The organism is Streptomyces sp. NPDC059906, from assembly GCF_042730645.1.
Classification (GTDB): domain Bacteria; phylum Actinomycetota; class Actinomycetes; order Streptomycetales; family Streptomycetaceae; genus Streptomyces; species Streptomyces rubrogriseus.
Genome location: NZ_JBHWKU010000012.1, coordinates 167,166 through 191,700, shown reverse-complemented (window position 1 = coordinate 191,700; position 24,535 = coordinate 167,166). Strand labels below are relative to the sequence as shown.

The following is a 24,535-nucleotide window of genomic DNA, read 5'->3' as shown; positions in this document are numbered from 1 at the left end:
GGAACACCATGACCACTGCCCCGCGCGGGGGACACCCGCACCACCGGCTGCTCGGCGTCGGCTACGGGCCCTCGCACCTGTCCATGAGCGCGCTGCACGCCTCGGCCGGACCGGCCGCCGCCGGGACGTCCCTGCACTTCCTGGAATCCAGGGACGCCTTCTCCTGGCACCCCGACATGCTGCTGCCCGGCGCCCGCATGCAGGTCGCCTTCCTGAAGGACCTGGTGACCCCCAGGGACCCGACCAGCCCGTACAGCTTCGCCAACTACCTGGTGTCCAAGGGCCGGCTGGAACCCTTCCTCAACCTGGGCACGCTCAACCCGACCCGGCGCGAGTACGTCGACTACTTCCGCTGGGCGGCCGACCGGCTCGCCGGCTACGTCACCTACGGCAGCACCGCCGAGGCGATCCGCCCGGTGACCGGTCCCGACGGGCGGGTCACCCGCCTGGAGGTGGACCACCGCGGCCCGGACGGCACCCGGCACACCGTCTGCGCCGACCACGTGTCCCTGGCACCCGGCGGCACCCCGGTCGTCCCGTCCGGCGTCGAGCCCGGCACCCTCCGGGACGGCACCGTCCTGCACAGCAGCTCCTTCCTGGGCGGCATCCGGCGCTTCCACGACCGCGGCCGCGAGCTGCCCTACCGCTTCCTGGTGGTGGGCGCCGGACAGAGCGCGGCGGAGATCTTCCAGTACCTGGCCGGCGAGTTCCCGGCGGCGGACGTCACCCTGGCGCACCGCGGGTTCGCGCTGATGCCCGCCAACAGCAGCGCCCTGGCCAACGCCATCTTCGACCCGGCCTCCGTCGACCTGTTCCACGGCGCCGGACCCGAGCGCCGCCGCGGCATCCTCACGGAGCTGAAGGCGACCAACTACGCCGCCGTCGACGACGAGGACATCACCGCCGTCGCCGAACTCCTCTACGACCAGCAGGTGCACGGCGGGCAGCGCCTGCACCTGAGCCGGTTCACCGAACTGACCGGTGCCCGCACCGAGGACGGCCTGGTCACCGCCACCCTGCGCGACCTGCTCACCGGCGAGGAACGCGGCGAGCGCCACGACGCGGTCGTGCTGGCCACCGGCTACGACTTCCGCGAGGCCCGCGGCCTGCTGAGCGGCGTCGACCCGTACCTGCTCAGGGACGGGGACGGCGAACTGCTCGTCGACCGCGACTACTCGGTACGCACCGACGAGAGCTTCGCACCGCGGGTCTTCCTGCACGGCGCCGCCGAACACACCCACGGCCTGACCAGCACCCTGCTGTCGCTGCTCGCCCACCGCGCCGGAGACATCCTCGACGCCGTCCTCGACACCCCGGCCGCCGGCCACCAGGATCTCGCCACCCCACTGTTCGAAGGAGTCCACGCATGAGCGGCATCCGGATCCAGCGGCGGGCCGACGCCCTCGTCAAGGAGGAGTACGGCTGCGCGTTCCGCCGCATCCTGCCCTGGGAGTCCAGCGGACCCTCGGACACCGGCATGGGCGTGTGTACCGTCCCGCCCGGCACGGCCACCACCCCGCACTCCCACGAGGACCACGAGCACTTCTACGTGGTGCGCGGCAGCGGCCACGCCGAGGTCGACGGGGAGCGTACGCGGATCGCCGCGGGCGATGCCCTGGTCGTCGGCGCCCACCAGCGCCACCACTTCGAGAACACCTCGGACACCGAGGAACTGGAGATGGTGTCGGTCTGGTCCCTCGGCCCCTTCGGCGCCGCCCCGGCCGCCGGGCAGGCCCACGGGGAGGACCGATGACACCGGCCCCGCGCCGCTTCCTGGTCACCGCCACACCCCCCACCACCAACGGCGACCTGCACGTCGGCCACCTCTCCGGGCCCTACCTGGGCGCCGACGTGTTCAGCCGCGCCCAGCGGATGCTGGGGCACACCGTCCTGTACGCGTCCGGCGGCGACGACCACCAGACGTACGTGGTCACCACCGCCGAGCGGCTGGGCCTGGACCCGGTGGAGCTGGCGGCGCGCTGCAACCGCGAGATCGTCGGCACACTGGAACTCGCCGGCATCGACATCGACGCGTTCACGAGCCCCGACGACGCCTACCGCGCCGAGGTGCGGGAGTTCTTCACCGGCCTGCACCGGGCGGGCCGGCTCAAGACCCGCACCTGGACCTTCCCGTACTGCGGGCGGACCGGCCGCTACCTCCTGGAGGCCTTCGCCACCGGGTACTGCCCCGAGTGCCTGGTCGGCACCTGCGGGGCGATCTGCGAGAACTGCGGCCACCCCAACGACGTCGACTCCCTGCTCTTCCCCACGAGCACCGGCGCCGGGCCCGCCACCACCACCCAGCCGCGCGAGACGGAGATCCTTGTCCTGCCGCTGGAGGAGTACCGGGAGCAGTTCACCGAGTTCTACCGCGCCCGGCGGGCCACGATGCGCCCGCACGTGCTGCGCTTCGTCGACGAGATGCTCTCCCGGCCGCTGCCCGATTTCCCGGTCAGCTACCCGGCCGACTGGGGCATCCCGGTCGGCATCGACGGCTTCGACGGCCAGGTCTTCAACGTCTGGGCCGAGATGCTGCCCGGCCTGAGGCACATGGCCGAGGCCGCGCGGGCCCGCCGCCGCCCTGCGACGCCGCCCGGCGTGTGGGCCGCGGACTCGGGCTTCGAACTCGTGCAGTTCCTCGGCTACGACAACACGTTCTACTTCGCCTTCGCCCACCTCGGGCTCACCTTCGCGCACGGCGGACTGACCGAGCCGGCCGCGATCGTGACCAACGAGTTCTACCACCTGGACGGGGCCAAGTTCTCCACCAGCCGCCGCCACCTCGTCTGGGCCCGCGACCTGGTCGGCAAGTACGGCGCGGACAACGTGCGTTTCCACCTCGCGCTCGGCAACCCGGAGCACCAGCCCGCCAACTTCACCGAGGCGGACTTCCTGGACACCGTACGCACCCGGCTGCACCAGCCGCTGCAGAGCGTCGCGGCGGCCCTGGCCCCGCACACCGGGCGGCCCGTGACGGCCGGGCCGGGGAGCGAAGTGCTCCTGGACCGCTACCGCGACCGGATGCGGCGGGCCTACACGCTGGAGACCTTCTCGATGCGGCAGGCCGCCGAGACCACCGCGAACCTGCTCGCGCTGCTCGCCGCCAGGGCGCCGGACGATCCCGGGCTCGCCGTCGCCGGTCTCCGGGCCGCCGCCGAGCACGCCGCGCCCCTGGTGCCCGGCCTCGCCGCCGCCGTCGAGGCCCGGTACACGGCCGCGGCCCCGGGCACCGTGCCGGACCTGGCCGACCTCCTGCCCGTCACCCTCTGACCGCCCCGCCCCGCCCCGCCCCGCCCCGCCCCGCCCCGCACCGCCCCGGCCCTCCCTCCTTCAGCGACCCCTAGGCAGAACCCATGCACATCGCGTTCGTCGACTCCAACCCCGCCGCGCTCGAAGCCATCCGGCTGGCCAAGGAGGCCGGTCACCGGGTGACCTACCTCCAGTCCGCCGACCCCTTCTATCCGCCCACCGAGAAGAACCTGCGGATCGTCGGCTCGGTGGACCACCTGGTCGACAACCTCGTCACCACCGACGCCGAGACCGTCACCCGGGTCCTCGCCGCCCGCCACGCGGCGGACCCCATCGACGTGGTCACCGCCCAACTGGAGCTGAGCGCCGAGGCCGTCGCCGTCGCCTGCCGTGAACTGGGCCTGCGCGGCACGGCGACCGAGGGCGTCCTCACCGCCCGCCGCAAGGACCGGTGCCGGGCCGCGCTGGACAAGGCCGGGCTCGCCTCCGCGCGCCACGCGCTGGCCGAGACCGAGGAGGCGGCGCTCGCGGCGGCCGAGGAGATCGGCTACCCGGTGATCCTCAAGCCGCCGTCGGGCGCGGACAGCCTGCTCTCCTACGTGGCCACCAACCCCGAGGAGGCCGCCGCCGGCTGCCGCGGGGTGCTGACCGGACTGGACGCGGTGCCCGTGCAGTGGCACGAGCAGTTCACCCGCGGCATCCTCGTCGAGGAGTACCTGGTCGGCATCCTGGTCTCGGTCGAACTGGGCGCCAGGGACGGGGAGTTCTTCCCCTTCGCGGTGTCCGGGCGATTCCGCTGGGCCGAGGACGAGGTGGTGGAGCTGGGCTCCTACATCCCCGCGGCGCTCTCCGAGGAACAGACCGCGGCCTGCGTCGCCTACGCCGCCGACGTGTGCCGGGCGATCGGCCTGGACCTGGGCGTCTTCCACCTGGAGATCATGGTGACCGAGCGCGGACCGGTCCTGGTCGAGGTCAACCCCCGGGTGATGGGCGGCGCCCTGCCCACCATCTACCGGCACGCCACCGGCACCGACATCTTCTCCGGACTGCTGGCGATCCTGGAACCCGGCGCCGAGGTGGCGCTGCCCGGCACGCTCGACGGCTGCGTCGGCGGACGCAAGGTGATGGCCCGCGACGGCGGAACCCTCGCCCCCGACGCCTCGCTGGACCGGATCGCGGGCCGGCCCGGCGTCCTGGAGGTCGTCGGCTTCGACAGCTACGGCACCGGACCCGGCCGGACGGTGCGCGCCGGACAGATCGTGGCCCGCTTCATGCTGCGCGGGCCGGACCATCCGTCCGTGGTTCGGACGGCCGAGCAGATCTTGCGCCGTTTGGAAGAAGATCTCGGTATTGCCCTGATGATCGGCGAGAAGGACTGACCATGACCTCCCCAACCGCCCCTTCCTCCGCGGAGCAGCCCCGCCTGCCCGGCGCCCTGGACGGCCCCCGGCTGGCGGCCGCGGCCGCCGAGCACGGCACCCCGCTGTGGCTGTACGACGCCGCGACGATCCGCGCCCAGATCGACCGGCTGCGCCGCTTCGACGTCATCCGCTACGCGCAGAAGGCCTGCTCCAACCTGCACATCCTGCGCCTGATGCGCGAGGAGGGCGTCCACGTCGACGCCGTGTCGGAGGGCGAGATCGAGCGGGCGCTCGCGGCCGGTTACCGGGTCGGCGCGGACGACGAGCCGATCGTCTTCACCGCCGACCTGCTGAACCGCTCCACGCTGCGCCGGGTGGTCGAGCTGGGCATCCCCGTCAACGCGGGCTCCCCGCAGATGCTGGACCAGGTGGGCCGGGCGGCCCCCGGTCACCCGGTGTGGATCCGGATCAACCCGGGCTTCGGGCACGGCCACAGCCGCAAGACCAACACCGGCGGCGAGCACAGCAAGCACGGCATCTGGCACGAGCACCTCGAAGAGAGCCTCGCGCTGGTCGACCGGCACGGGCTCGACCTGGTCGGCCTGCACATGCACATCGGCTCCGGGGTGGACTACGGTCACCTGGAGTCGGTCTGCGAGACCATGGTCAAGCAGGTCAGGATGGCCGGGCGGGACATCCGCGCCATCTCCGCCGGCGGCGGCCTCTCCGTGCCGTACACGCCGGGCGACCCGGAGATCGACACCGACCGCTACTTCGAACTCTGGGACGCCGCACGCCGGGAGCTGGTCTCCGAACTCGGCCACCCGGTGCGGCTGGAGATCGAGCCGGGACGCTTCCTGGTGGCCGGCTCCGGAGTCCTGGCCGCCGAGGTGCGGGCCCACAAGCCCGTGGGCAGCAACTACTTCGTGCTGGTCGACGCCGGGTTCAACGACCTGATGCGGCCCGCGATGTACGGCAGCAACCACCGCGTCTCGGTGCTCGACGCCGCCGGCGCCCCCCGCGCCTCGGACGCCCGCGACACCGTCCTGGCCGGACCGCTGTGCGAGTCGGGGGACGTCTTCACCCAGGTCGAGGGCGGGGACGTGGAACCGGTGCCGCTGCCCCGCACCGACGTCGGCGACCTGGTCGTCTTCCACGACACCGGCGCCTACGGCGCGAGCATGTCGTCCAACTACAACTCCCGGCCGCTCATCCCCGAGGTCCTGGTCGACGGCGCCGAGACCCGTCTGATCCGCCGCCGCCAGACGGTCGCCGAACTCCTGGCCCCGGAGCTGGAACCCGGCCCGGCGCTCAGTCCTCGACCCAGCCGTGACTCTCGCTGAACTTCACGAGCGCGCCGCGGACGGCGAGGATCTGTTCCGCGGTCAGCTGCGGACTCGCGGTCAGCAGGAGCTCCGTCACATCACGCCGGTACTCCTCGGGACTCAGCACATCGCACATCGGATGCCCGTTCTCGTCGGCCATCACGGTACGCGCGGCCTCCGGGTGGCGCCGCGGAACCTGCTGCCGCGCGCCCTCGGCAAGCCGGATGTTCGATGCCTTGAGCCCCCGTTCACCTTGCTCCACCTCGAATTCCACGACCACGCCGGAGCGCACGTACTCCTCGGGAACGAGGAGGTCGTTCACATGCAGGAAGACGTCCTCACCGCCGTCCTCCGGCGCGATGAACCCGTAGCCCCGCGTACCGTCGAAGCGCACCACACGACCCGCGACCATGCGGACCCCCAACCTCTGGAAACCACACCGGTCCGGGGCCCTACCCCGGAACCATGAGTGGATGTTAGAGGAAGAAGGGACGCACGGCGATCGGCGGCCCTCCCGGCAGCTGAGCCGGGCGGAGCGGGCGAGGACCACAGTGGCCCGCCGAAGGGGTCGGCCAGGACCTGCACGTTCATCCCGTGAGGCTTGCGTTTCCCCGGGTAGTACGGGGGGTCGGCGGCGACCCGGTCGATCGGCAGGCAGCTGGACTGATGCGCAGGGTTGTCAGCCCCTCACGGGTGCCGGTACTTGGTGACCTCCGGGTCCCTGGCCGTGTCGTCCGCGGCCCGCTGGATCCGCTCGATCGCCTCGGCGGGCTTGATGCGGTCCGCCATCATCTCCCCGATGAGACCGGCGATGACCTCACGGTTGAGCGTCTGGTACCAGTCGGTGCGCGGGGCGACGATGTTGCCGCCCGCCGCGGCCAGCATCGCGTCTGCGGAGGCCAGCCCGGAGGGCAGATCCATGCCTTCGAGGGCGCCCCGCACGGTGGTCAGCGACGACGAGTGCAGTGCGAAGTCCCGCGCGGTCCGCCGGGAGAGCATGAGCCGCAGCAGTTCGAAGGCGCCTTGCGGATGGCGCGCGGCGCGCGGAATCACATAGGCCTCGCCGACCTGCGCCCACACCGTGCCGAACGGCAGCGCGTCCCCGTCGTCGAGACCGGTCGGCGGGGCGACGGTCATCCCGAAGCCCTCGGGGGTGACGTCCTCGGTCTCCTTCTCCACCCAGGTCCCGTTGGGGATGAACAGCGCCTCGCCTCGTGCCCACGCCGCCTGCGACCGGACGTGGTCCAACTCCGGTGTTCCGGGCAGCACATACCCGCGGGCGGTGAGCTCGTGGTACGCCTCGAAGGCCTGCCGCACCGCCGGGTGCTTCCAGGCGTTGGGCTCCAGGTTGTCGATCGCCTTCAGTACGTCGACGCCGCCGATCTTGGCGATGAAGGGGTACAGCGTCCACTGCAGGTAGTACGGGTACGCGCCGGGATAGGTCCATCCGGTGATGCCTTCCTTCTTCGCCTCGGCGCACAGCGCAAGCATCTCGCTCCACGTCTTCGGGTAGGTCCAGCCGTGCTTGTCGAGCAGCCGCTGCGAGTACCAGACACCGAAGGCGGTGTAGGCGTAGTTGAGGGCCCACACCTCGTCGCCGCCGAAGCGGCCCTTCGCGGCCACTCCGGGTATCAGCGTCTCGCCGACGGTGCGGTGCGGGTCGTCGGGTGCGGGTGCCTCGAGCAGCGGCCGCAGGTCGGTGAGTTGTCCCGCCGCGGCCAGCGCCGCGGTGGGCAGCGATCCGGGACCGGTGTTGTCGAGCAGGTCGGGCGGATTACCTTGGTCGAAGCGGTGCCGCAGGGCGGCCTGGATGTCTTCGACGGCGGTGTGGGTGATCCGCGCCGCGGGGTGGGCCGCACGGTAGCGCTCCTCGGTGTCCAGGACGTATCGATCGCCGAGCCCGCCGTCGAAGACGACGACTTCCAGGCCCTCCGATTCCCGGACCCGGAACGGGTTTCCAGCCGCGTACTCAGTCATGTCTGAAACCTCCATGGATACGAATGAACGGAAACACGCCAACGGAAGGGTGCGGACGTGAATCTATAACGGATCCACACTCTTCCAGCATTTCAATGGCGGCACTTGAGAGCCATCTGACCTGCACATACGTACACTTCCACGAGTCGGCATGCGCGGTTTCGGCAGTTTCGGCGGAATATCGACTGTACATCTTTCGCGACCGCACTTCCGGCTTCCCGAAGGCCGATTGACATACGTCTCGCAGTGCCGGGATGCTGCATCATGCGTATTCCTGTCAGCCTTCAAGGAAGGTGCTCGTGGCCGCTGATCTGCAAACTCACACATTCAAAGTCGACCACTTCGGGAACGATCTCCCGTACGTTCTTTCCGTGCCTGCCGGATACGGCGGGGACGAGACGGTCCGCTGGCCGCTCCTGCTCTTTCTGCACGGCGCATCGGAGCGCGGCGACAACCCCGCGGTCCTCACCGCACACGGCCCGCTCAAGCAGCTGTCGCGGGGTGAGCAGCTGCCCTTTGTCGTGCTGGCGCCGCAGTGTCCCGCCTACAGCACCTGGGCCGCCGAGATCTCCGGGGTGTACGCACTCCTCGACCAGGTCGCCACGGAGTACCGGATCGACCCGGACCGGGTGTACGTGACCGGTCTGAGTATGGGCGGCGCCGGCAGCTGGGCGATCGCCGCGCGCTATCCGGACCGGTTCGCGGCCGCCGCGCCCATCTGCGGGTCGTGGCTGCCGGAGGCCGCCGACCGGATCGGCATGCTCCCCGTGTGGACCTTCCATGGCGAGGAGGACGACAACATCCCGGTCCTGCACACCGAGAAGATCGTCGACGCCCTGCACCGGCGCGGCAACCCCGCCCGGTTCACCCGCTATCCCGGCGTCGGGCACGACTCGTGGACCCGGACGTACGACGATCCCGAGGTCTACGCCTGGTTGCTCGCGCAACGCCGCGGCGCCTGACCGGCCCGCCGCACCCGGCGGCCTGCCGGTGGCGCCCTGCCACCGGCAGGCCGCCGGATGCACGTGCCGTGCGTGTCCCGTGCGGTGCTCACAACGCCTCCCGAAGAAGGAGCAGTTCCTCCCGCAGGGCGGCGTTCTCCCGCTCCAGGCGGTCCACTTGCGCAAGGCGCCGCCGGGTGGGTTCGAGGACTTCGGACAGCTCCCGCTCGCTGAAGCGCGGGGTGATGTGGCGGTGGCAGTTCCAGTCCCAGCCCTCGACGGCGATGACGACCAGCCGCTCCACCCGGCCCTCGGTACGCGTCGCCTGCAGCAGCGCGGCCAGTTCGGGGCGCTCGTCCTCGGTGCTGACGGTGGCGCGGCCGTACATCTTCAGGCGGGCCGCGCGCGCGTGGTCCAGGAAGAACAGCGCGACCCGGTCGTCACCGCGGAGGTTCCCGGTGGTGATGTACTGCCGGTTGCCCCCGACGTCCGCGAAGGCGACCGTCCGCTCGTCCAGGACGTGCAGGAAGCCGGGCGGACCGCCGCGGAACTGGATGTACGGCCAGCCGGTCTCTCCCACGCTGCCGAGGAGAAACCCGTCGAGACCGGCGAGGAAGGCCGCCTCTGCCGGGCCCAGCGGGTCGCGGCGGTCGGCCGGGGCGCGCAGCCGGCGGCCCGCCGCGAGGGCGCTGCCCCGCTCAGCCTGGACCGCGCGTACGGTCGGCGTGTACGCGAGGTGTGCGTAGCGGCTCACGCGGACTTCACCGCCCGGCCGCGGCCCTGGGCATCGGAGCCGACCGGATCGACGAGCCCGGTCCGCGTCGCCATGACCCCCGCCTGGAAGCGGCTGCTCGCCGCCAAATCCTGCATGATCGAGGCGACATGGCGGCGGAAGGACCGCTCGGACACTCCGATCCGGCGGGCGATCACCTCGTCCTTGATGCCGGACGCGAGCAGTTCCAGGATGGTGGCCCGCAGGTCGTCGCGGACGCCCGCGTAGCCGGCCGCACCGCCCTCCAGCGGGAACGCGGGCTCCCACCACTGGTCGTGCAGCCCGCCGAGGAACGCGGCCACCGTCGGCTCGTACACCGCGGCGACCCCCGTGCCGCCCTCGGCGGTGCCCTCGGCGGGCACGAACGCGACGGTACGGTCGAACACCAACGACCGCCCGTGCACCTCGCGCGAGGTGCGTACCGCCCCGCCCGCGTCGACCAGGTCCCGCACCCGGGAGCGGGTACCGGCGTCCCCGCGGGCGGTGTGCGGGTACAACACCCGTACCCGTACGCCGCGTTGCAGCGCTTCCAGGATCAGCGGATGCGCCTGCCGCAGCTCGGTGTGCTCCTGCGCCACGCAGGGCTGCATCAGCAGGATCTCCCGGGTGCAGCGCTGCGCCGCATCGAGGAGCCGCAGTGCGATCTCGTCCGCGTCGTCGGTGACGACGACCGTCCCGCCGTGCGGCCGGTTGCGGTGGCCGGCCTCGAAGGCCTTCATGAAGGACTGCAGCCGCCCCTTGACCCCGGCGAGGCGGCGCCGGTGGTCGTGCAGGGCGAGCTCCAGCGGGACCAGGAGTTCGATGCGTGCCGCCTCGGGGTCGACCGCGACCAGTTCCCCGTCGCCGCCCTCTTCCTCCTTGACCAACTGCAGTCCGCGCAGGACGTCCAGGGCCTCCTCGACGTCCTGCGTACGGGTGTTCAGGGCCCGGCCCATGGCGGCACGGGTGACGCCGCCCTGGGCGAGAAGGTAGTCGTAGACCTGTACCGCGAAGGTGTCGACCGATGCGGGCAGCGAACCGGGTGCGGGGATGCTGGACAAAGTCACTTCCTCACGTCGTCACCGGCGGGTCGCGGGCCGTCGGGCTCGGCGGCACGCAACTGCCGGATGGCGGGTACGGCGAGCAGCAGAGCGCTGCACAGCAGGCCGAGCACGGTCGCCCACGCCATCAGCGCGCGCGAGCCGACCAGCGAGGACAGCGGGCCCGCCAGGGAACGGCCCAGGGCCATGGAGACGAGCGAGCCGGCCACGTCGTAGGCGTAGACCCGGTTGAGCAGGTCGGCGGGGATCTGGGTCTGCACCGTGGTGGTCCAGATGACCGCCCAGAAGGCGAGCCCCGCCCCGGCCACCGCCCACACCAGGCAGAGCACCACGATGTGCGGGTCGATCGCGGTCACCGCCGGGAACAGGGCGTACAGCGCCCAGCCGGCCGAGCCCACGGCGAGCGGGCGGCTGCTGCGCACCTTGATGGCGACCAGGCCGCCGAGCACCCCGCCGCCGCCGAGCGCGGCCATACCGATGCCGAGGCCGGTCGAGCCCAGGTGGTCGACGATCAGGTCGGCGCCGACCGGGAGCGAGACACCGGCGACGAAGCAGCCGTACAGGAGGAAGGTGGAGATGACGCCCCACAGCCAGGGGCGGGAGCGGAACTCCGCCCACCCTGTGGCCAGTTGGCGCAGCATCGACTCGGAGGCGACGGCCTGCGCCTGGTTCAGGCGCAGGCCGAACAGGCAGGCGCCGCTGACCGCGTAGGTCGCGGCGTAGATCGCGAAGACGGTGCCCGCTCCGGAGAAGCCGACCAGGGCCCCGGCGAGCGCCGGGCCGAGGACGCCGACCGTCGACTCGGCGATGCGCAGGACTCCGTTGGCCCGCTGCACATCGGAGGCGACCTGCGGGACCATGCTGGCGACGCCCGGCTGGAAGAGGGCGGTGGCGCAGCCGGAGAGGAACTGCAGCCCCACCACGGCCCACAGCGAGATATGGCCGGTGACGAACATGACGGCCATCACGGCCTGGATGACGAGGCGCACCATATCGGCGATGACCATCATGCGCCGCGGTGTGAACCGGTCGGCCAGGACTCCGCCGAAGAGCATGCACAGCGCCAGGGCTCCCATCCAGGCGCCGAGGGCGTAGCCGACGCCCGCGTTGCCGTAACCGGCATCGAGGAGGCCCACGGAGAGGGCGACCGGCAGCATCGCGTCGCCGAGCAGCGAGCTCGTGCGGGCGCCGAAGTAGAGGCGGAAGTTGGTGGTCCGCAACGGCCCGCGGGCGGCGTCCGCCGCTTCGGTACGCGGTTCGGTCTCGGTGCTCACGCCTCGTCGCCTTCCGTGCTGCGTACGCCCTCTTGACGGCGTCCGGTGGTTTCGCCGAGGACGGGCAGCGCGGACCAGGCCGCCGGGTCGCCCGCGTCGCCGTCCGGCGCTGCCGCATGGAGCAGGTACTGGTGGGGGGCGAGTGCCGTGACGCGCCCGGGCAGCGCCGCCAGCGCGCGTTCGTGGACGTCCTGTGGGTCGGCCGGCGCGGGCAGGTGGCACACCAGGCGGTGCCCGAGGCGCTCGTCGGGCACGGCGGTCACCAGGTGCGGGGCATCCCCCAGGACGTCCGAGAGCAGTGCCCGTACGGCATCCAGCTCGATCCACGAGTGATCACTGAGGAACCAGCCCGCGCCCCGCTCCACGGGCTGCAGCGTGGTCAGGGACGGCAGGTCCTTCAGCGCGAACACGCCCTCGGCAGCCACCTCCAGAAGCCGCAGCAGGGCCCGGCCGAACTCCTCGGCCTCGGCCGTGTCCAGGGTCGTGGGATCGACCCACAGCGCGAGTTCGAACTCCTCGTCCATCCGGTACAGGCAGGCGAAGAACCGGCAGGGGATGTCCTCGGCGGGCAGCCAGGAGACGCTGTCGGCGCGCTCCGGGTCCTCCCCGGGCGGCGGCTGGTGGCCGGGGATCCACACGGCGGGCAGCCTGCCGCGCGCGGACTGGTCGGGCGACTCGGCCGCGGTGGCCAGGGCGCTCATGTCGTTGAACACCAGGTCGCGGGCGAAGCTGATGCCGCGTTCGGCGCTGACGCCGTTGATGACCTGCCACACGGCGGTCGGGTCGAACCAGCTGCTGCGGTACGCCGGGAGCGCCGCGGACCGGACCTTGTGCACGACGTCGTCGAAGCTGTCCAGGCCGTCGAACTCGACCGGGAGCAGCGCGTCCTGGGCCAGCGAGCCGAAGAAGCCGCGGAGCTTGCGCACCACTCGGTTCCCGGACAGTGAGGTGGTGACCACCGTGCGGTGTCCGGTGCGGTGCCCGAGCAGCGCCGTGAGCGCGGCGAGTGCCACCGCGGAGGTGCTGGCACCGGTCCGCTCGGCGATCGCCTCGAGGTGGCGGGGGGCGGTGCGGGAGCGGATGCTCAGCCCCGCGTGCAGCCACGAGGTCTTGGCGGGGGCGTGGTGGGAGGGGGTGAACATGGCCTGTGGCACCCGGCGCAACTGGGCCTCCCAGTAGCGCAGCGCGCCCTCGCCCAGGCGCCGGATGCTCGCGCTCTGCTCCAGCTCGACCACTTCCACGGGCTGCAGGCCTGTGGGCGGCAGCGTGCGGCCCGCCACGAGGGCGCTCCACTCGGTGTGCAGGGTCTCGCAGGCGGCGACGTCCATGGCGGCGTGCGTGACGACCCAGACCAGGTGACGCGGGGTGCCGCCCTCGGTCACCACGGCGGCGCGGAAGGGGAGTTCACCGGCGAGGTCGAAGACGCGGGACCGAAGCCTGCGCGCAGTCTGCTCGGCGACGGCCAGCGGGCCGGCGGCGGCCTCGTCCGCCGAGATCAGCTCGACCGCGAACTCTCCCTCGCCCGCGATCTGTTGCACGGGAGGTGTGGTGAGCAGGTAGGTGGTACGCAGCGCTTCGTGCCGTGTGACGAGGAGGTGCAGAAGCTCCGCGATCCGCTCCGGGCCACCGGAGCCGGGGGCGTCGAAGACCATCGCGAGATTGAGCCGCGTGGGGTCGTCGTCGATGGTGATGGCGCGCACGATGTTGGCGTGCCCGAACGACAACGGCCCACTGCGGCTGGGCAGACCGGAAAAGGACACAGTGAACTGCGACAAGAGAGTCACCTCGTTGGGGGGGGGAATGATGGAGCGGGGCCCAGCTGCGCCCTGAAGGCGCGCGGGGGGCGAGTCACACGCCGGCCCCGGGCGGAAGCAGGACAGACACACAGCGGCCCCGGAGGGAATCAGGGCAGCGGCAGGCCGGTGCCGGACGGCGTGGGCACGCAGAGCGCCACCGACGCAGCATCATGCGCCGCGGCAGCGAGGAACGCATCCGAGCCGTCCTCGGCGAACCGGTCGAGGAGCAGGGGCCGGCGCTTCGCGTACGGCTCGGCCGGCCGGTGGGCACCGCCGTTGAGTGACACACGCGGTGGACCTCCTTCGCGGGCAGGCTGCCGACGGCGGCGGCCGCCGCCCGTGGTGCGCAGTCGGTGGGCGGACGGGATGCGCGTACGGCGTGCACGGTCGGATCGGGGAACTGGACCAGGGCGGCACCACCGTCGGGGACCAACAGGTCCGGGAAGCACCCCGTTGACGTACGATGGTGACCGAGTCCCCCTGGCGCGGCAGCTCGCGCGGGGACGCGGCCTCCTGCCGGATCAGTCCTGGCGCGAGGCGGGTGCCGAGTTCCCGCGCCGGCCCGCGCTCGCCGTGCCCGCAGTCGGACACGGCGGGGCCGACTCCGTCGCTCGGCGCGGCGAAGCACCCCCCGGTGACCACGAGGTCCCCGGGGTCCGCCGTGTCTCTCCCGGTGCGTGTGGCGCCGGTGATCTCCACGCGGCTTCTCCCTTCAACAGCCGGTACCTCTCAGGACTGGTCTGTACCTTTCGACTGAGAGCGTACGGAGGGCTGTTGGACACCTGGCCACAGTGCGGCCATAGCGGCGAGCCCCCTTGCAGGCGCCGCGCTTCCTCTCTCCTCAAGCCACTGACCTGCCGGGATGCCGCACCGTCGGAACCGGCGCCGGTCGGGGCGGCAGAAAACTCAACGCCTCCCACCGGCAGCTCCCCGCCCGCGCGGGCCGGTGCGGCCGATGGCGAAGTCCCGATAGCCGGCGATCCCCATCTCCCGGAAGAGCAGCAGGGCTTGGCGGCGGTGTCCGAAGGCGAGGTCCGGCCTGCCGCGCGCTCCATACCCCCCGGCGAGGATCACGAGGCTGCGGGCCTCGCCGGGCCGGTGCCCCGTCTGCCGGTGCATCGCCAGGGCCAGGCCCGCCTCCTCGATGGCCTCGTCGGTGTCGCCGAGCCGCAGCCGGGCCAGGGCCAGGGCGTGCAGGGCGCTGGCCTCGAGGACCTGGAACTCCGCCTCCCGGGCCTGTTCCAGGGCCTGACCCGCGATGGCCAGGGCCTCCTCGGGCGCATCGTGGCGCGCCGCGAGGGTGGCCAGGGCGATCAGCGCGGTGGCATGCGGGAAGCGGTCGTTGACCCGTTCGGCCAGCTGCAGCGTCACCCGGTAGCTGTCCGCCGCCGCTCCCTCCCCGGCCCGTTCCTGGGCGGCACCCATCGCCAACCAGGCGTTCGCCTCGAGCCGCGGGTCCTGCAGAGCCTGCGCGCTGGCGATGGCGTCCTGCGCCAGGCGCAGCCCACGCACGTGATCGCCCATGTCCGAGTGGGCCACTGACAGCGAGCTCAGCGCCACGGTCCGGCTCGCCATGTTTCCGCCCTCGGCGTGTATGGCCAAGGCCCGGTCCAGCATCTCGATGGCCAGGGCGGGACGGCCCATGGCCCGGTGCACGACCCCCAGGTTGGTCCGCACGATCGCGGCCCCGCCGGGCGAGCTGAGCTCGTCGCGGAGCCGGGCCGCCTGTGTGTAGTGGTCCACCGCCTCGTGCAGCCGCCCCAGCTTCCAGCAGATCAGGCCCAGGTTCATGAGGTCCTCGGCGGCCCCGGGCCCGGCGTTGCGGGGCGTGAGGTCGCGGGCCCGGGAGAGGCAGAGCGAGGCCTTGGCCATCGCGCCGTTCTCCAGGTGCGCCCGGCCGATCCGCCGTAGGGCCACGGCCTGACCTTGCCGCCACCCGCATGCCTCGGCGACCGCGAGGGCGTGGGCGTACTCCCGCTCGGCGTCGGCGTTGTGGCCGCGCCCCCAGTGGCAGTCGGCGAGCCTGAGCCGCGCCGCCGACTCGGCCCGCGGCTCCCCGTCCGCGACCGCGGCCACGAGCCCGGCTCTCGCGACGGCGAGCCGGTCGGCGGTGTGCATACCGAGGGAGAGGAAGCCGTGCAGGGCCTGGGCAAGTCGCCGGGCCACCGCGTGGTGCCCGTTGTCGACCGCGTACCGGACGGTGCTGACCAGGTTGTCGCGTTCGGCCGTGAGCCACTCGGTGGCCTGCGCGGCGTCGGCGGGGCCATGCCTGACCGCAGCGGGCCGCGGGGGCTCGCAGGTGTGCAGCAGGCCGTCCGGGTACAGGAGTTCCGCGGCGTCCTCGGTGCGCGTCAGATACCAGTCGAGGAGCCTCAGTACTGCCTGGGGCTCCTCGTCGCCGGCGAGTTCACGGGCGTACGACCGGAGCAGGTCATGCAGGCCGAAGCGGCCCGGTGTCGGCTCCTGGACCAGATGGGAGTGGGCGAGGCGGCGCAGCAGCCGGCTCGCCTGCGCGGCAGGTGCGCCGATCAGGGCGGTGGCTCCCTCGTCCGTGACGTCCGAGCCGGGTACGAAGCTGAGCAGCCGGAAGGCGCGGCGAGCGGGCTCCGGCAGCGCGAGGTAGGAGAGGTCGAACGCGGCCCGGACGGTGGAGCGTTCGTCGCCCTCCACTTGCAGCCCGCCGATCAGGCTGCCGCCCGCCAGCTCGGTGCAGTACCGGGCGATGCTCAGGGTGGGGTTGGCCATCAGGTTGGCCGCGGCGATCCGGAGGGCCAGTGGCAGCCCTCCGCACAGCTGGGCCAGGCGGACCACCGCGTCCGGTTCGGCGGCCGTACGGGTCTCGCCGAGGATGCGGCCGAGCAGTGCCTGGGCCTCGAAGGCGTGCAGGACGTCGAGGCCCAGGCGCCGGGCGCCTTCGGTCGCGACCAGACCGGCCAGTTGGCTGCGCCCGGTGATGAGCACGCGGCAGCGGCTGCCGCCGGGCAGCAGCGGCCGCACCTGGTCCACGCTGCCCGCGTTGTCCAGGACGACGAGCATGCGCCGTCCGGCGAGGAGCGTGCGGTACAGGGCGGCCGCCTCCTCCTCGCCGGTGGGCACCCCGTCGAGGGGCACGCCCAGGGCGCGCAGGAAGCGGCCCAGGACGTCCGCGGGGCCGAGCTCCGGGAGCGGCGAGTGGCCGCGCAGGTCCACGAAGAGCTGGCCGTCCTCGAAGTGGTCCCGGTGCGCTTGGGCCCATTCGAGGGCCAGGGCCGTCTTGCCGACACCGGGCGGCCCGACGACGGTCATCACGGTGCCGTGCACAGCGGGCTCCACGCCGAGCAAGGCGTCCAGCTCCCGCAGTTGGCGCTCGCGGCCGACGTACGCGGAGGTACCGGCGGGCAGTTGGGACGGCTTGGCATGGACGGGGGCGGTCTGGGAGGAGGCGGCCTGAGCAGGGGCGGTCCGATCGAACCCTGCCTGCCCGAAGTCGGCCTCAGCGAAGGCGGCCTGCCCGATGAAGGCCGGACCGGTGGCAGCAGTCTGGCCGAAGGCGAGGGGACCCGTTGAGGCGAGGCCGGTTGCGGCGGGACCGGCGGCCGAGGTCGCCCCGCCGGGGTGCGTCCGTCGGGGCCGCGGGATCTGCTGACGCAGCACGCGCAGATGCGCCTCCTGCAGCTCCCGGCCCGGCGTGATGCCGAGCTGGTCGTCGAGCCGCTGACGGAAGGTGCCGTACGCACGGAGCGCCGCCGCCTGCTCGCCACACCCGGCCAGCGTGAGCACCAGGCGGGCATGCACCCCCTCGTGCAGCGGTTCGCTGCTGGACAGTTCCCACAGCACGGGCACGGCCTGCTCCGGCCGCCCCAGGGTCAGGGACGCGTCGGCGTACCGCAGCGCGGCCTCCACCCGCTGCTCGGTGGCGAGTACCGCGCTCGGATGCTGTTCGAAGAGCGGATCCACATCGCTGAGCACCGGCCCCCGCCAGCACTGCAGGGCGAGCGCGAGTGACTGGTGGGCGATCTCGAGGTCGCCGACGTCGTGCGTCCGCCGCGCCCGCGCGACCAGATCCTGGAAGCGGCCCAGGTCGGTCTGGTTCGCCTCGGCGCGCAAGCGATATCCGCCCGGTACGCGTTCCACGCTGTGCGCGGCATTCCCGCCGCTGCCCATGCTGCTCTTGTTGTTGCCGCCACGACTGCTGTGGGCGTTGCCGGTGTCGTCCAAGGTCCTTTGCGGCTCCAGGAGCTGGCGCACCTGACTTACATAGGTATGGACCAGACTCCGCGAGGATTCCGGCGGGCCCGACGGCCACAGCACATCCACGATCTCACGGTACGTCGCGGGCTGCGGGGCTTTGAGGACCAGCAGCCCGAGGAGCTTTCGCAGCATCGGCCGGGTCACGGGAACGGCGGAATTTCCGCGTTCCACCGAAAGCGTCCCGAGTATGTGCACCCGAAAGCGCACGGAACTACTCTCCGTATTCCGCCGGGCCGCCGCATGCAGCTTCAGGGCCTCCGCGCCGGGCAAGTCCAGGGCCTCCGCAAGCCGTTGCAGGGTCCGCAGCTGCGGTCGCGCCACCCGGCCGCGTTCGATATCGCGCAGCGCGCGTGTACTCAGGCCCGCCCTGGCCGCCAACTCGCGCTGGCTCAGCCGGGCCCGGCTGCGCAGCGACTGGATGTGCCGCCCCATGGCAACCGAGTCGTTCACAGTGCGTACTCCCTCCCTGGGACACCGTCCGGGCCGGAATCGACCGACGGACCGGCCGTCGGTCGACGGTAGCGGGTCTAGACCATTCGCGGACATGGATCAGGCACACAGGCCGCCTGGATCTGCGCACGTCCGGCCCCGGATCTGCGCACGTCCGGCCCGGGACCGGCGCACTGTCCGGTCCCGGCCAGGCCGCTTCCGGGCGTTGAGCCGCTCTCGAGTGCCGCCCTAGATTCGTCGTCGACGACATCAACCCGAGCCGATCGGAGGCCTTTACTCCATGGTCAGCGAGGTCATCGACCGCAGTCCGCGATTCCAGGGAATACTGGACCGGCTGAGCGCGAAATCGATCGACGACTACTACAATCCGTACCGGATTTTCGAATGGCCCGATCAACTGCCGGAAGACATGTGGTGGATGAGCCCGGAACTCACCACCGCGCATGACACCGAGCTCGCGGATTCGCTGAGCACCGAGCAGCTTCAGACGCTTTCCCGGTACGAGAGCATCAACTTCTACAGCCTGAATGTGCACGGCATCCGGGAGCTCCTTGTCGAAGTGGTCAACCGTATCCACACCAAGGGTTTCGAGGCGCCGTCGGAGTTCTTCCACCACTTCATCGGTGAGGAGAACGAACACATGTGGTTCTTCGCCGAGTTCTGCCTGCGCTACGGAAACGGGAAGATCTACCGGCAGCCTGCCGGCGGGAGCGGCGCGGTCCCCTCGCCGAAGGTGGAGAGCCTGCTGGTCTTCGCCCGGATCATGATCTTCGAGGAGCTGGTCGACCACTACAACTCCACGATGGCGGCCGACGAACGTCTGCACGAGACGATCCGCGGCATCAACCGCATCCACCACCAGGACGAGTCCCGGCACATCGCCTTCGGCCGCGAACTGGTCCAGCTGCTCTTCGAGGACGTGCGGCGCACCGCCACAGAGGCCGAATTGGACGGTGTCTCGCACTACTTGAAGCGCTACATGACCCACAGCTTCGAGTCGATGTACCACCCCCAGGTCTACCGCGACGCGGGCATCGACAACCCGCACGAGGTGCGCCGCACACTCCTTGCCTCACCTGCCCGGCACCGCGCCGAGGAGCGGACCTTCCGCAAGACGGCCAAGTTCCTCCAGAAGACGGGAATCATCCGGTGAACCGGCTGACCGGCAGCTCCGGCGCGCCCGCCCTGGCCATCCTCGGCCCAGGCGCCACCCGGCTCGTGCGCGAACTCGACCAGCTCTTCGCAGGCTGGGGCGTGGCGGCCGGTGCGGAGGAGATCAGTCCGCCGCCGCTGTATCCCGTGACCGACCTGGAGAAGTTCGACGTCTACGACAACTTCCCGCACCTCGCCTGGGTCGCGGGCGGTCTCGACCTGGACGGCGGTGACGTCAAGCCGGTGGACGGCGCCTTCGCCCCGTCCGGCCTGCGCGAGACCCGCTACGGCCTGCCGCACGCCACCTGCTACGGCGCGTACCTCTACCACGAGGGCACGGATCTGCCCGGCGACATCCTGGTGACGCTGGTCAACCGCTGCTTCCGCAACGAGGACCACTACGGCGGGCTGCGCAGGCTGGCCAGCTTCCAGATGCGCGAGATCGTCGCCCTCGGCAGCTATGAGCACACCCAGCAGGTCATCGCCCGGTTCACCGAACGCATCGAGGCCTTCGCCGAGGCGCTGGGCCTGGGCCTCACCCGGGAGGCGGCCAGCGACCCGTTCTTCAAGAACGACGGCGCCCGCGCCCTGTTGGCCAAGCTCAGCCCGGTCAAGTACGAGTTCCAGTACGGGGACCTGGCCATCGCCTCGGTCAACACACACCGCAACTTCTTCGGCGAGCGCTGCGACATCCGCCTGCCGGCGGGCGAGCACGCCTTCACCTCCTGTGTGGCCTTCGGTCTCGAACGCTGGCTCGCCGTCCTGTCCGAGGTGCACGACACCGATCTGAGCGCCGCTCTGGCGGCGGTGCGCGGCGCGGCCGCCGCCGTGGGTCCGGCCCCAGCGGCATGACCGGGCCCGCCCCGGCAGTCGTCGCGCAGGCGCCGATCACCGTCGCACTGCCACGGATCGGTGTGGACCTGGTGCCGCTCTCCCGGATCTCCCAGCTCCGCGAGCCGCCGTCGGCACCGGCCCTGCACCGCATGCTCACCCCCGCAGAGCTCCGGCTGTCCGACGAGGCGGGCGCCGCGGGGCGGCTGGCGGCCAAGGAGGCCGTGTTCAAGCTGTTCGGCACGCCCGGCGGACCGGTCCCCTGGCTCTCGACCGAGATCCTGCCGGGCCCCGGCGGCCGGCCCACGCTCCGGCTGACCGGGCGGGCCGCCCGCCTGGCGCGGGAGGCGGGGCTCGGGCCGGTCGACCTCAGCATCAGCCACGACGGCGGCTGGGCCGTCGCCGTGGCGGTCGCGGTCATCACCTCGCCCACGCCACCCACCGCACTCATCTCCTCCACTCAAGAAGCAACTGAATCAAGAAGCAACCGAACGAAGGGAATCGCCATGAGCTCCGCCGTGGACACCACAGGGATCGACAAGGTCAGGGACTGGATCCTCGGTCGCCACCCCGACCGCTCCGAACTGGCCTACGACGTCAACATCATCGAGAACCGCCTCGTCGACTCGCTCGCCTTCGTCGAGCTGGTCTACGCGATCGAGGACGCCAGCGGCCAGGAGATCGACTTCGACACCATCGACGTCGAGGACTTCCAGTCCCTGGCCACCATCCAACGGGCCTTCTTCTCCTGACCGTTCTGCCCGTGACCCAGACCGTCGCCACCGCCCGCTGTCTTCGCCCGCTGTCTTCCGCCGAAGATCCCGAAAGAGGCCGACCGATGCACGCAGTCTCGTACACCGCCCAGTGGATGGCCGCCGCCCGGGCCCTGGAGTCCGAGCGCGACGACGCGCTCTACACCGACCCGCTGGCCCACGACCTCGCCGCCCCCAAGGGCTTCGAACTCATCGACCGCTACGAGGGAGGCGGGCTGCTGCCGTTCATCTCGATCCGCACCAAGTACCTCGACGAGTCCATCGAGTCGACCCTCGCCGAGGGTGAGATCACCCAGGTGGTACTCATCGCCGCCGGTATGGACACCCGCGCCTTCCGTCTCGACTGGCCCGAGTCCGCCACGGTCTTCGAGGTGGACCACGGCCCCCTCATCGCCGAGAAGCGCCGCCGCCTCGACGCCCTGGGCGCCACCCCGCGCACCGACCGGCGGGAGGTCTCCGCCGACCTGACCGGCGAGTGGCTGCCCGACCTGGAGCGCGCCGGCTTCGACCCGGCCAAGCCCACGCTGTGGATCGCGGAGGCCCTCACCTTCTTCCTCACCGAGGAACAGGCGGGCGGCCTGCTGGAGTTGCTCGCCTCCGCCTCCGCGCCGGGCAGCCGTCTCGCCTTCGACATCCTCGGCCGTGCGCTGCTGCGCTCCCCCTTCACCAAGCGCTTCCTCGACACGCTGGCCGCGGACGGCACTCCGTGGATCTTCGGCACCGACGAGCCGGAGGAATTCCTCACGGCGCACGGCTGGAAGATCACCGACCTCAAGGAGCCGGGCGAGCCGGGCGCCGGCGAGGGCCGCTGGCCCTACGAGGTCCAGCCGAGGAGCCGGCGCGGCGCCAACCGTCTGTGGCTGATCCGCGCCGAGACCGTGGCCGCCTGATGGCCGCACACACCACCTTGGAGCGCATCGAGTCGTACCTTCCGGAACGGAGCGTACGGATCGAGGAGCTCGGCGAGCATCTCGGTCTGCGCCGGGCCGCGCTGGGGGTGTTCCGCAAGTTCTACGGACTCGACACCCTGCGCTTCGACCCCGACCTGAACCTCTTCGACCTGCTGCGGCCCGCCGCCCGCGGCGCCCTGGACGCCCTGCCGGACGGTGCGCGCGTGTCCTATCTGGTCTACGCGCACACCACCCAGGCCGTCGCGCCCCCGGACGTGGAGGTCGCCCAGGTGGTCCGCGCCGACCTCGGGCTCGACGAGACCGAGGCGTTCGCCCTCAGCCACCAGGCCTGCGTCTCCAGCCTCGGCGCCCTGGACGTGATCGGTGAACTGCTGCGCGCGGACGGCGACGAGAACGCCTACGCCCTGATGGTCACGGGTGAACGCGCCTACTCACCGGTCGTCCAGCACATCCCCAACACCGCGATCATGGCGGACGCCGCGGCTGCCTGCCTGGTCACCCTCGACGGCGCCGGCGACCAGGTTCGCTCCTTCGCCACCCGCACCCTGGGCGAGTACGCCGAGTGGCTGGAGCTGACCCCCGAGCAGAACACCGAGTTCGGGGAGCAGTACGGCACCCGGATCGCCGAGGTGATCGACCGGGCCGTGGCCGAGGCGGGCCTGACCTTCGCCGACGTCGACCTGATCATTCCGCACAACGTCAACATGCTGGCCTGGCGCCAGACCATCAAGGCCCTCGACGTGCCGACGGAGAAGGTCTTCCTCGACAACGTGCCCCGCTACAGCCACACCTTCGCCTCCGACGTCTTCGTCAACTACACGACCCTGCGCGAGGAGGGGCGGCTGACCGAGGGGGCCCACTACGTCCTGGTCTCGGTCGGCCTGGGCGCGACCTTCGGCGCCATGGTGATCACCCATCGCGCCGGGCGGAAGGGGGCGGCTGCCGCATGACCGACCGTCAGGAGGTGATCTCCGCGATCGAGAAGGGGCTCGCCGAGGTCCTGGAGCGGGAGATCACCGAGCTCACCGAGGACACCCGCCTCTTCGACGACCTCCGCCTCGACTCCTCGTCCGTGCTCGAACTCCTGCTCCTGGTCGAGGACTCCACCGGCGCCGCCGTCGATCCCGAGACCCTCGACATCGACCACCTGCGCTCCGTCCGCTCCTTCGCCGACTACGTCGAGGAGCTGCTGCGCGCCGGAGAGGAAGGGCAATGACCCAGCTCGCACTGCACGCCACCGCCGCGGTCCGGTCCCCCGAAGGTACGGGGCCGGCCGGAACGCCGGAGCACCTGGGCTTCTTTGAGGACCTGCTCGGCCCCTTCGGCGCCAAGCCGGACGAGGAACTCCTGCGTTCTGGGCGGCAGGTGACGCACCGTCATCTGGCGGACCGGCTCGTCGACTCGGAAGCGGTACGCGGCGCCCGCCCCCAGCTGCTGATCGTCGCGCACGCCCTGCCGGACGTGGTCCCGTTCACGGCCGTCGCGCCGCATCTCACCGAGCGGCTCGGCGGCGAGGCGGTCAATTTCGCCCTCTCCCAGCAGGGATTGGCGGCGCCGTTCACCGCGCTGCGGATCGCCGCCGCGCATGCCCGGTCCGGCCGGGCGGCCGAGGTGGTCCTCGCCGTCCTGGAGCAGACCACGCTGCCCGTCGACGTACCCCTGGTCCGGGAGAAGGAGCTGACGGACTCGGCCGCGGCCCTGGTGCTGCGGGCGGCGAGCGGGCCGGGCGGGGGTGGCCTCCGGCTTGGGAGGGTGGGATCGGGCGCGCTGCCCGACGGCCTCGACGGCGACGGCACCCTGCACGTGCTCGGCCCCTGCGTGACCGGCAGCGACGTACCGCACAAGACCGATGTGCACCGTGCGCCGTCCGGCACCTACTGCACCGGAGTGTGGCTGGAGCTGGCCGCGTACTGGCAGGAGTGGCAGCGCAGCCATCACACGGTCGTCCTGCGCGACACCGAACCCGGCACCGGCCGTGAGCATCACGCGGTGTTCACCACCGCACCGGCCGCCGCCTGATGCGGATCGGCGTCGACCTGCTCCGCCTTGGCGAGCTCGACCGGCTCCTGGCCCGCCCGTGGTTCCGCTCCTTCGTCTACACGGACGCGGAGTCGGCGATCGCGGCGGGATTCGGCCCGGACCGCGCCCGGGAGTTCCTGGCCGGGCGGTTCGCCGCCAAGGAGGCGGTGCTCAAGGCGCTCGGTACGGGCATGACGGGTGGTGTACGTCTCTGTCAGGTGGCCGTGCTGCGGACGGACGAGGGCGCGCCCCTCGTCCGTCTCTCCGGGGCCGCGGCGGACCGGGCGGCCGCGGCGGGCATCGTGGAGGTACGGGTCTCCCTCACGCACAAGGGGGACCTGGCCTTCGCGGTGGCGCTCGCGCTGGAGGGTGGACGGGCAGAGCCCCGCCGAGAGTGAACCGGCGGAGCTTCGCAAACTGCCCGCCCAGGAGGG

General features: G+C 71.8%; 22 protein-coding genes and 1 pseudogene. 14 read left to right on the top strand and 9 right to left on the bottom strand.

Features of this window, described 5'->3' with window-relative positions; all coding sequences use genetic code 11:
• Nucleotides 1–8: 8 nt before the first annotated feature.
• The 5 genes from ACFV9J_RS20370 (at nt 9) to lysA (ending at nt 5,953) form a co-directional block, all read left to right on the top strand.
• Nucleotides 9–1,370 (top strand): lysine N(6)-hydroxylase/L-ornithine N(5)-oxygenase family protein, encoded by a 1,362-nt coding sequence (locus tag ACFV9J_RS20370; RefSeq protein ID WP_385356086.1) that lies wholly within the window; start codon nt 9–11, stop codon nt 1,368–1,370.
• Nucleotides 1,367–1,753, top strand: a complete 387-nt coding sequence (locus ACFV9J_RS20365) for a cupin domain-containing protein (protein WP_385356084.1) — start codon at nt 1,367–1,369, stop codon at nt 1,751–1,753. Before ACFV9J_RS20370 ends, ACFV9J_RS20365 begins: the two co-directional genes overlap by 4 nt.
• Nucleotides 1,750–3,270, top strand: coding sequence for a class I tRNA ligase family protein (locus tag ACFV9J_RS20360; RefSeq protein WP_385356082.1), 1,521 nt, complete (start codon nt 1,750–1,752; stop codon nt 3,268–3,270). Before ACFV9J_RS20365 ends, ACFV9J_RS20360 begins: the two co-directional genes overlap by 4 nt.
• Before the next feature lie 83 nt (nt 3,271–3,353).
• Complete coding sequence (locus ACFV9J_RS20355) at nt 3,354–4,628, top strand: acetyl-CoA carboxylase biotin carboxylase subunit family protein (protein WP_385356081.1); 1,275 nt, start codon at nt 3,354–3,356, stop codon at nt 4,626–4,628.
• A 2-nt stretch (nt 4,629–4,630) separates the two neighbouring features.
• Complete coding sequence (lysA, locus tag ACFV9J_RS20350; RefSeq protein ID WP_385356079.1) at nt 4,631–5,953, top strand: diaminopimelate decarboxylase; 1,323 nt, start codon at nt 4,631–4,633, stop codon at nt 5,951–5,953.
• Here lysA and ACFV9J_RS20345 read toward each other — a convergent pair.
• The 3 genes and pseudogenes from ACFV9J_RS20345 to ngcE form a co-directional block, all read right to left on the bottom strand.
• Entirely contained in the window at nt 5,922–6,347 is a 426-nt protein-coding gene (locus ACFV9J_RS20345) for a cold-shock protein (RefSeq protein ID WP_385356077.1), read from the bottom strand. The genes lysA and ACFV9J_RS20345 overlap by 32 nt on opposite strands.
• A 112-nt stretch (nt 6,348–6,459) precedes the next feature.
• Nucleotides 6,460–6,589 (bottom strand): annotated as a pseudogene (locus tag ACFV9J_RS20340) (IS5/IS1182 family transposase); the annotation flags it as partial.
• A 33-nt stretch (nt 6,590–6,622) separates the two neighbouring features.
• Entirely contained in the window at nt 6,623–7,912 is a 1,290-nt protein-coding gene (ngcE, locus tag ACFV9J_RS20335) for an N-acetylglucosamine/diacetylchitobiose ABC transporter substrate-binding protein (RefSeq protein WP_385356075.1), read from the bottom strand.
• Nucleotides 7,913–8,283: 371 nt separating this feature from the next.
• Here ngcE and ACFV9J_RS20330 point away from each other — a divergent pair, with 371 nt between their 5' ends.
• On the top strand, nt 8,284–8,874 hold the full coding sequence (locus ACFV9J_RS20330; RefSeq protein WP_385356073.1) for a prolyl oligopeptidase family serine peptidase: 591 nt from the start codon (nt 8,284–8,286) through the stop codon (nt 8,872–8,874).
• Between the two features lie 88 nt (nt 8,875–8,962).
• Here ACFV9J_RS20330 and ACFV9J_RS20325 read toward each other — a convergent pair whose 3' ends face one another.
• From ACFV9J_RS20325 to ACFV9J_RS20300, 6 genes are all read right to left on the bottom strand, one after another.
• On the bottom strand, nt 8,963–9,607 hold the full coding sequence (locus ACFV9J_RS20325; RefSeq protein WP_385356072.1) for a pyridoxamine 5'-phosphate oxidase family protein: 645 nt from the start codon (nt 9,605–9,607) through the stop codon (nt 8,963–8,965).
• A complete protein-coding gene (locus tag ACFV9J_RS20320) occupies nt 9,604–10,665 on the bottom strand; it encodes a LuxR C-terminal-related transcriptional regulator (RefSeq protein ID WP_385356071.1) in 1,062 nt (353 codons plus the stop codon). Before ACFV9J_RS20320 ends, ACFV9J_RS20325 begins: the two co-directional genes overlap by 4 nt.
• Nucleotides 10,666–10,667: 2 nt before the next feature.
• Nucleotides 10,668–11,939 (bottom strand): MFS transporter, encoded by a 1,272-nt coding sequence (locus ACFV9J_RS20315; RefSeq protein ID WP_385356069.1) that lies wholly within the window; start codon nt 11,937–11,939, stop codon nt 10,668–10,670.
• Nucleotides 11,936–13,714 (bottom strand): condensation domain-containing protein, encoded by a 1,779-nt coding sequence (locus tag ACFV9J_RS20310; protein WP_385356068.1) that lies wholly within the window; start codon nt 13,712–13,714, stop codon nt 11,936–11,938. The genes ACFV9J_RS20315 and ACFV9J_RS20310 overlap by 4 nt, the downstream gene beginning before the upstream one ends.
• Nucleotides 13,715–13,842: 128 nt before the next feature.
• Entirely contained in the window at nt 13,843–14,022 is a 180-nt protein-coding gene (locus tag ACFV9J_RS20305) for a hypothetical protein (RefSeq protein ID WP_385356067.1), read from the bottom strand.
• 619 nt (nt 14,023–14,641) lie between these two features.
• Complete coding sequence (locus ACFV9J_RS20300; protein WP_385356066.1) at nt 14,642–18,415, bottom strand: BTAD domain-containing putative transcriptional regulator; 3,774 nt, start codon at nt 18,413–18,415, stop codon at nt 14,642–14,644.
• Nucleotides 18,416–18,695: 280 nt separating this feature from the next.
• Here ACFV9J_RS20300 and ACFV9J_RS20295 point away from each other — a divergent pair, with 280 nt between their 5' ends.
• The 8 genes from ACFV9J_RS20295 to ACFV9J_RS20260 all read left to right on the top strand — a co-directional run bounded on the left by ACFV9J_RS20295 (nt 18,696) and on the right by ACFV9J_RS20260 (nt 24,499).
• Nucleotides 18,696–19,568 (top strand): diiron oxygenase, encoded by an 873-nt coding sequence (locus ACFV9J_RS20295; RefSeq protein WP_385356064.1) that lies wholly within the window; start codon nt 18,696–18,698, stop codon nt 19,566–19,568.
• Between the two features lie 5 nt (nt 19,569–19,573).
• Nucleotides 19,574–20,419, top strand: coding sequence for a hypothetical protein (locus ACFV9J_RS20290; protein ID WP_385356130.1), 846 nt, complete (start codon nt 19,574–19,576; stop codon nt 20,417–20,419).
• Nucleotides 20,416–21,150, top strand: a complete 735-nt coding sequence (locus ACFV9J_RS20285) for a 4'-phosphopantetheinyl transferase superfamily protein (RefSeq protein ID WP_385356062.1) — start codon at nt 20,416–20,418, stop codon at nt 21,148–21,150. Before ACFV9J_RS20290 ends, ACFV9J_RS20285 begins: the two co-directional genes overlap by 4 nt.
• 86 nt (nt 21,151–21,236) lie before the next feature.
• The gene (locus ACFV9J_RS20280; RefSeq protein ID WP_385356061.1) at nt 21,237–22,061 is read left to right on the top strand and encodes a class I SAM-dependent methyltransferase; all 825 of its coding nucleotides are present in this window, start codon (nt 21,237–21,239) and stop codon (nt 22,059–22,061) included.
• Complete coding sequence (locus tag ACFV9J_RS20275; protein WP_385356060.1) at nt 22,061–23,032, top strand: 3-oxoacyl-[acyl-carrier-protein] synthase III C-terminal domain-containing protein; 972 nt, start codon at nt 22,061–22,063, stop codon at nt 23,030–23,032. Before ACFV9J_RS20280 ends, ACFV9J_RS20275 begins: the two co-directional genes overlap by 1 nt.
• The gene (locus ACFV9J_RS20270) at nt 23,029–23,298 is read left to right on the top strand and encodes a phosphopantetheine-binding protein (RefSeq protein ID WP_385356058.1); all 270 of its coding nucleotides are present in this window, start codon (nt 23,029–23,031) and stop codon (nt 23,296–23,298) included. The genes ACFV9J_RS20275 and ACFV9J_RS20270 overlap by 4 nt, the downstream gene beginning before the upstream one ends.
• Nucleotides 23,295–24,101, top strand: coding sequence for a hypothetical protein (locus tag ACFV9J_RS20265; RefSeq protein ID WP_385356057.1), 807 nt, complete (start codon nt 23,295–23,297; stop codon nt 24,099–24,101). The genes ACFV9J_RS20270 and ACFV9J_RS20265 overlap by 4 nt, the downstream gene beginning before the upstream one ends.
• Nucleotides 24,101–24,499 (top strand): holo-ACP synthase, encoded by a 399-nt coding sequence (locus ACFV9J_RS20260; RefSeq protein ID WP_385356055.1) that lies wholly within the window; start codon nt 24,101–24,103, stop codon nt 24,497–24,499. Before ACFV9J_RS20265 ends, ACFV9J_RS20260 begins: the two co-directional genes overlap by 1 nt.
• Nucleotides 24,500–24,535: the final 36 nt, after the last annotated feature.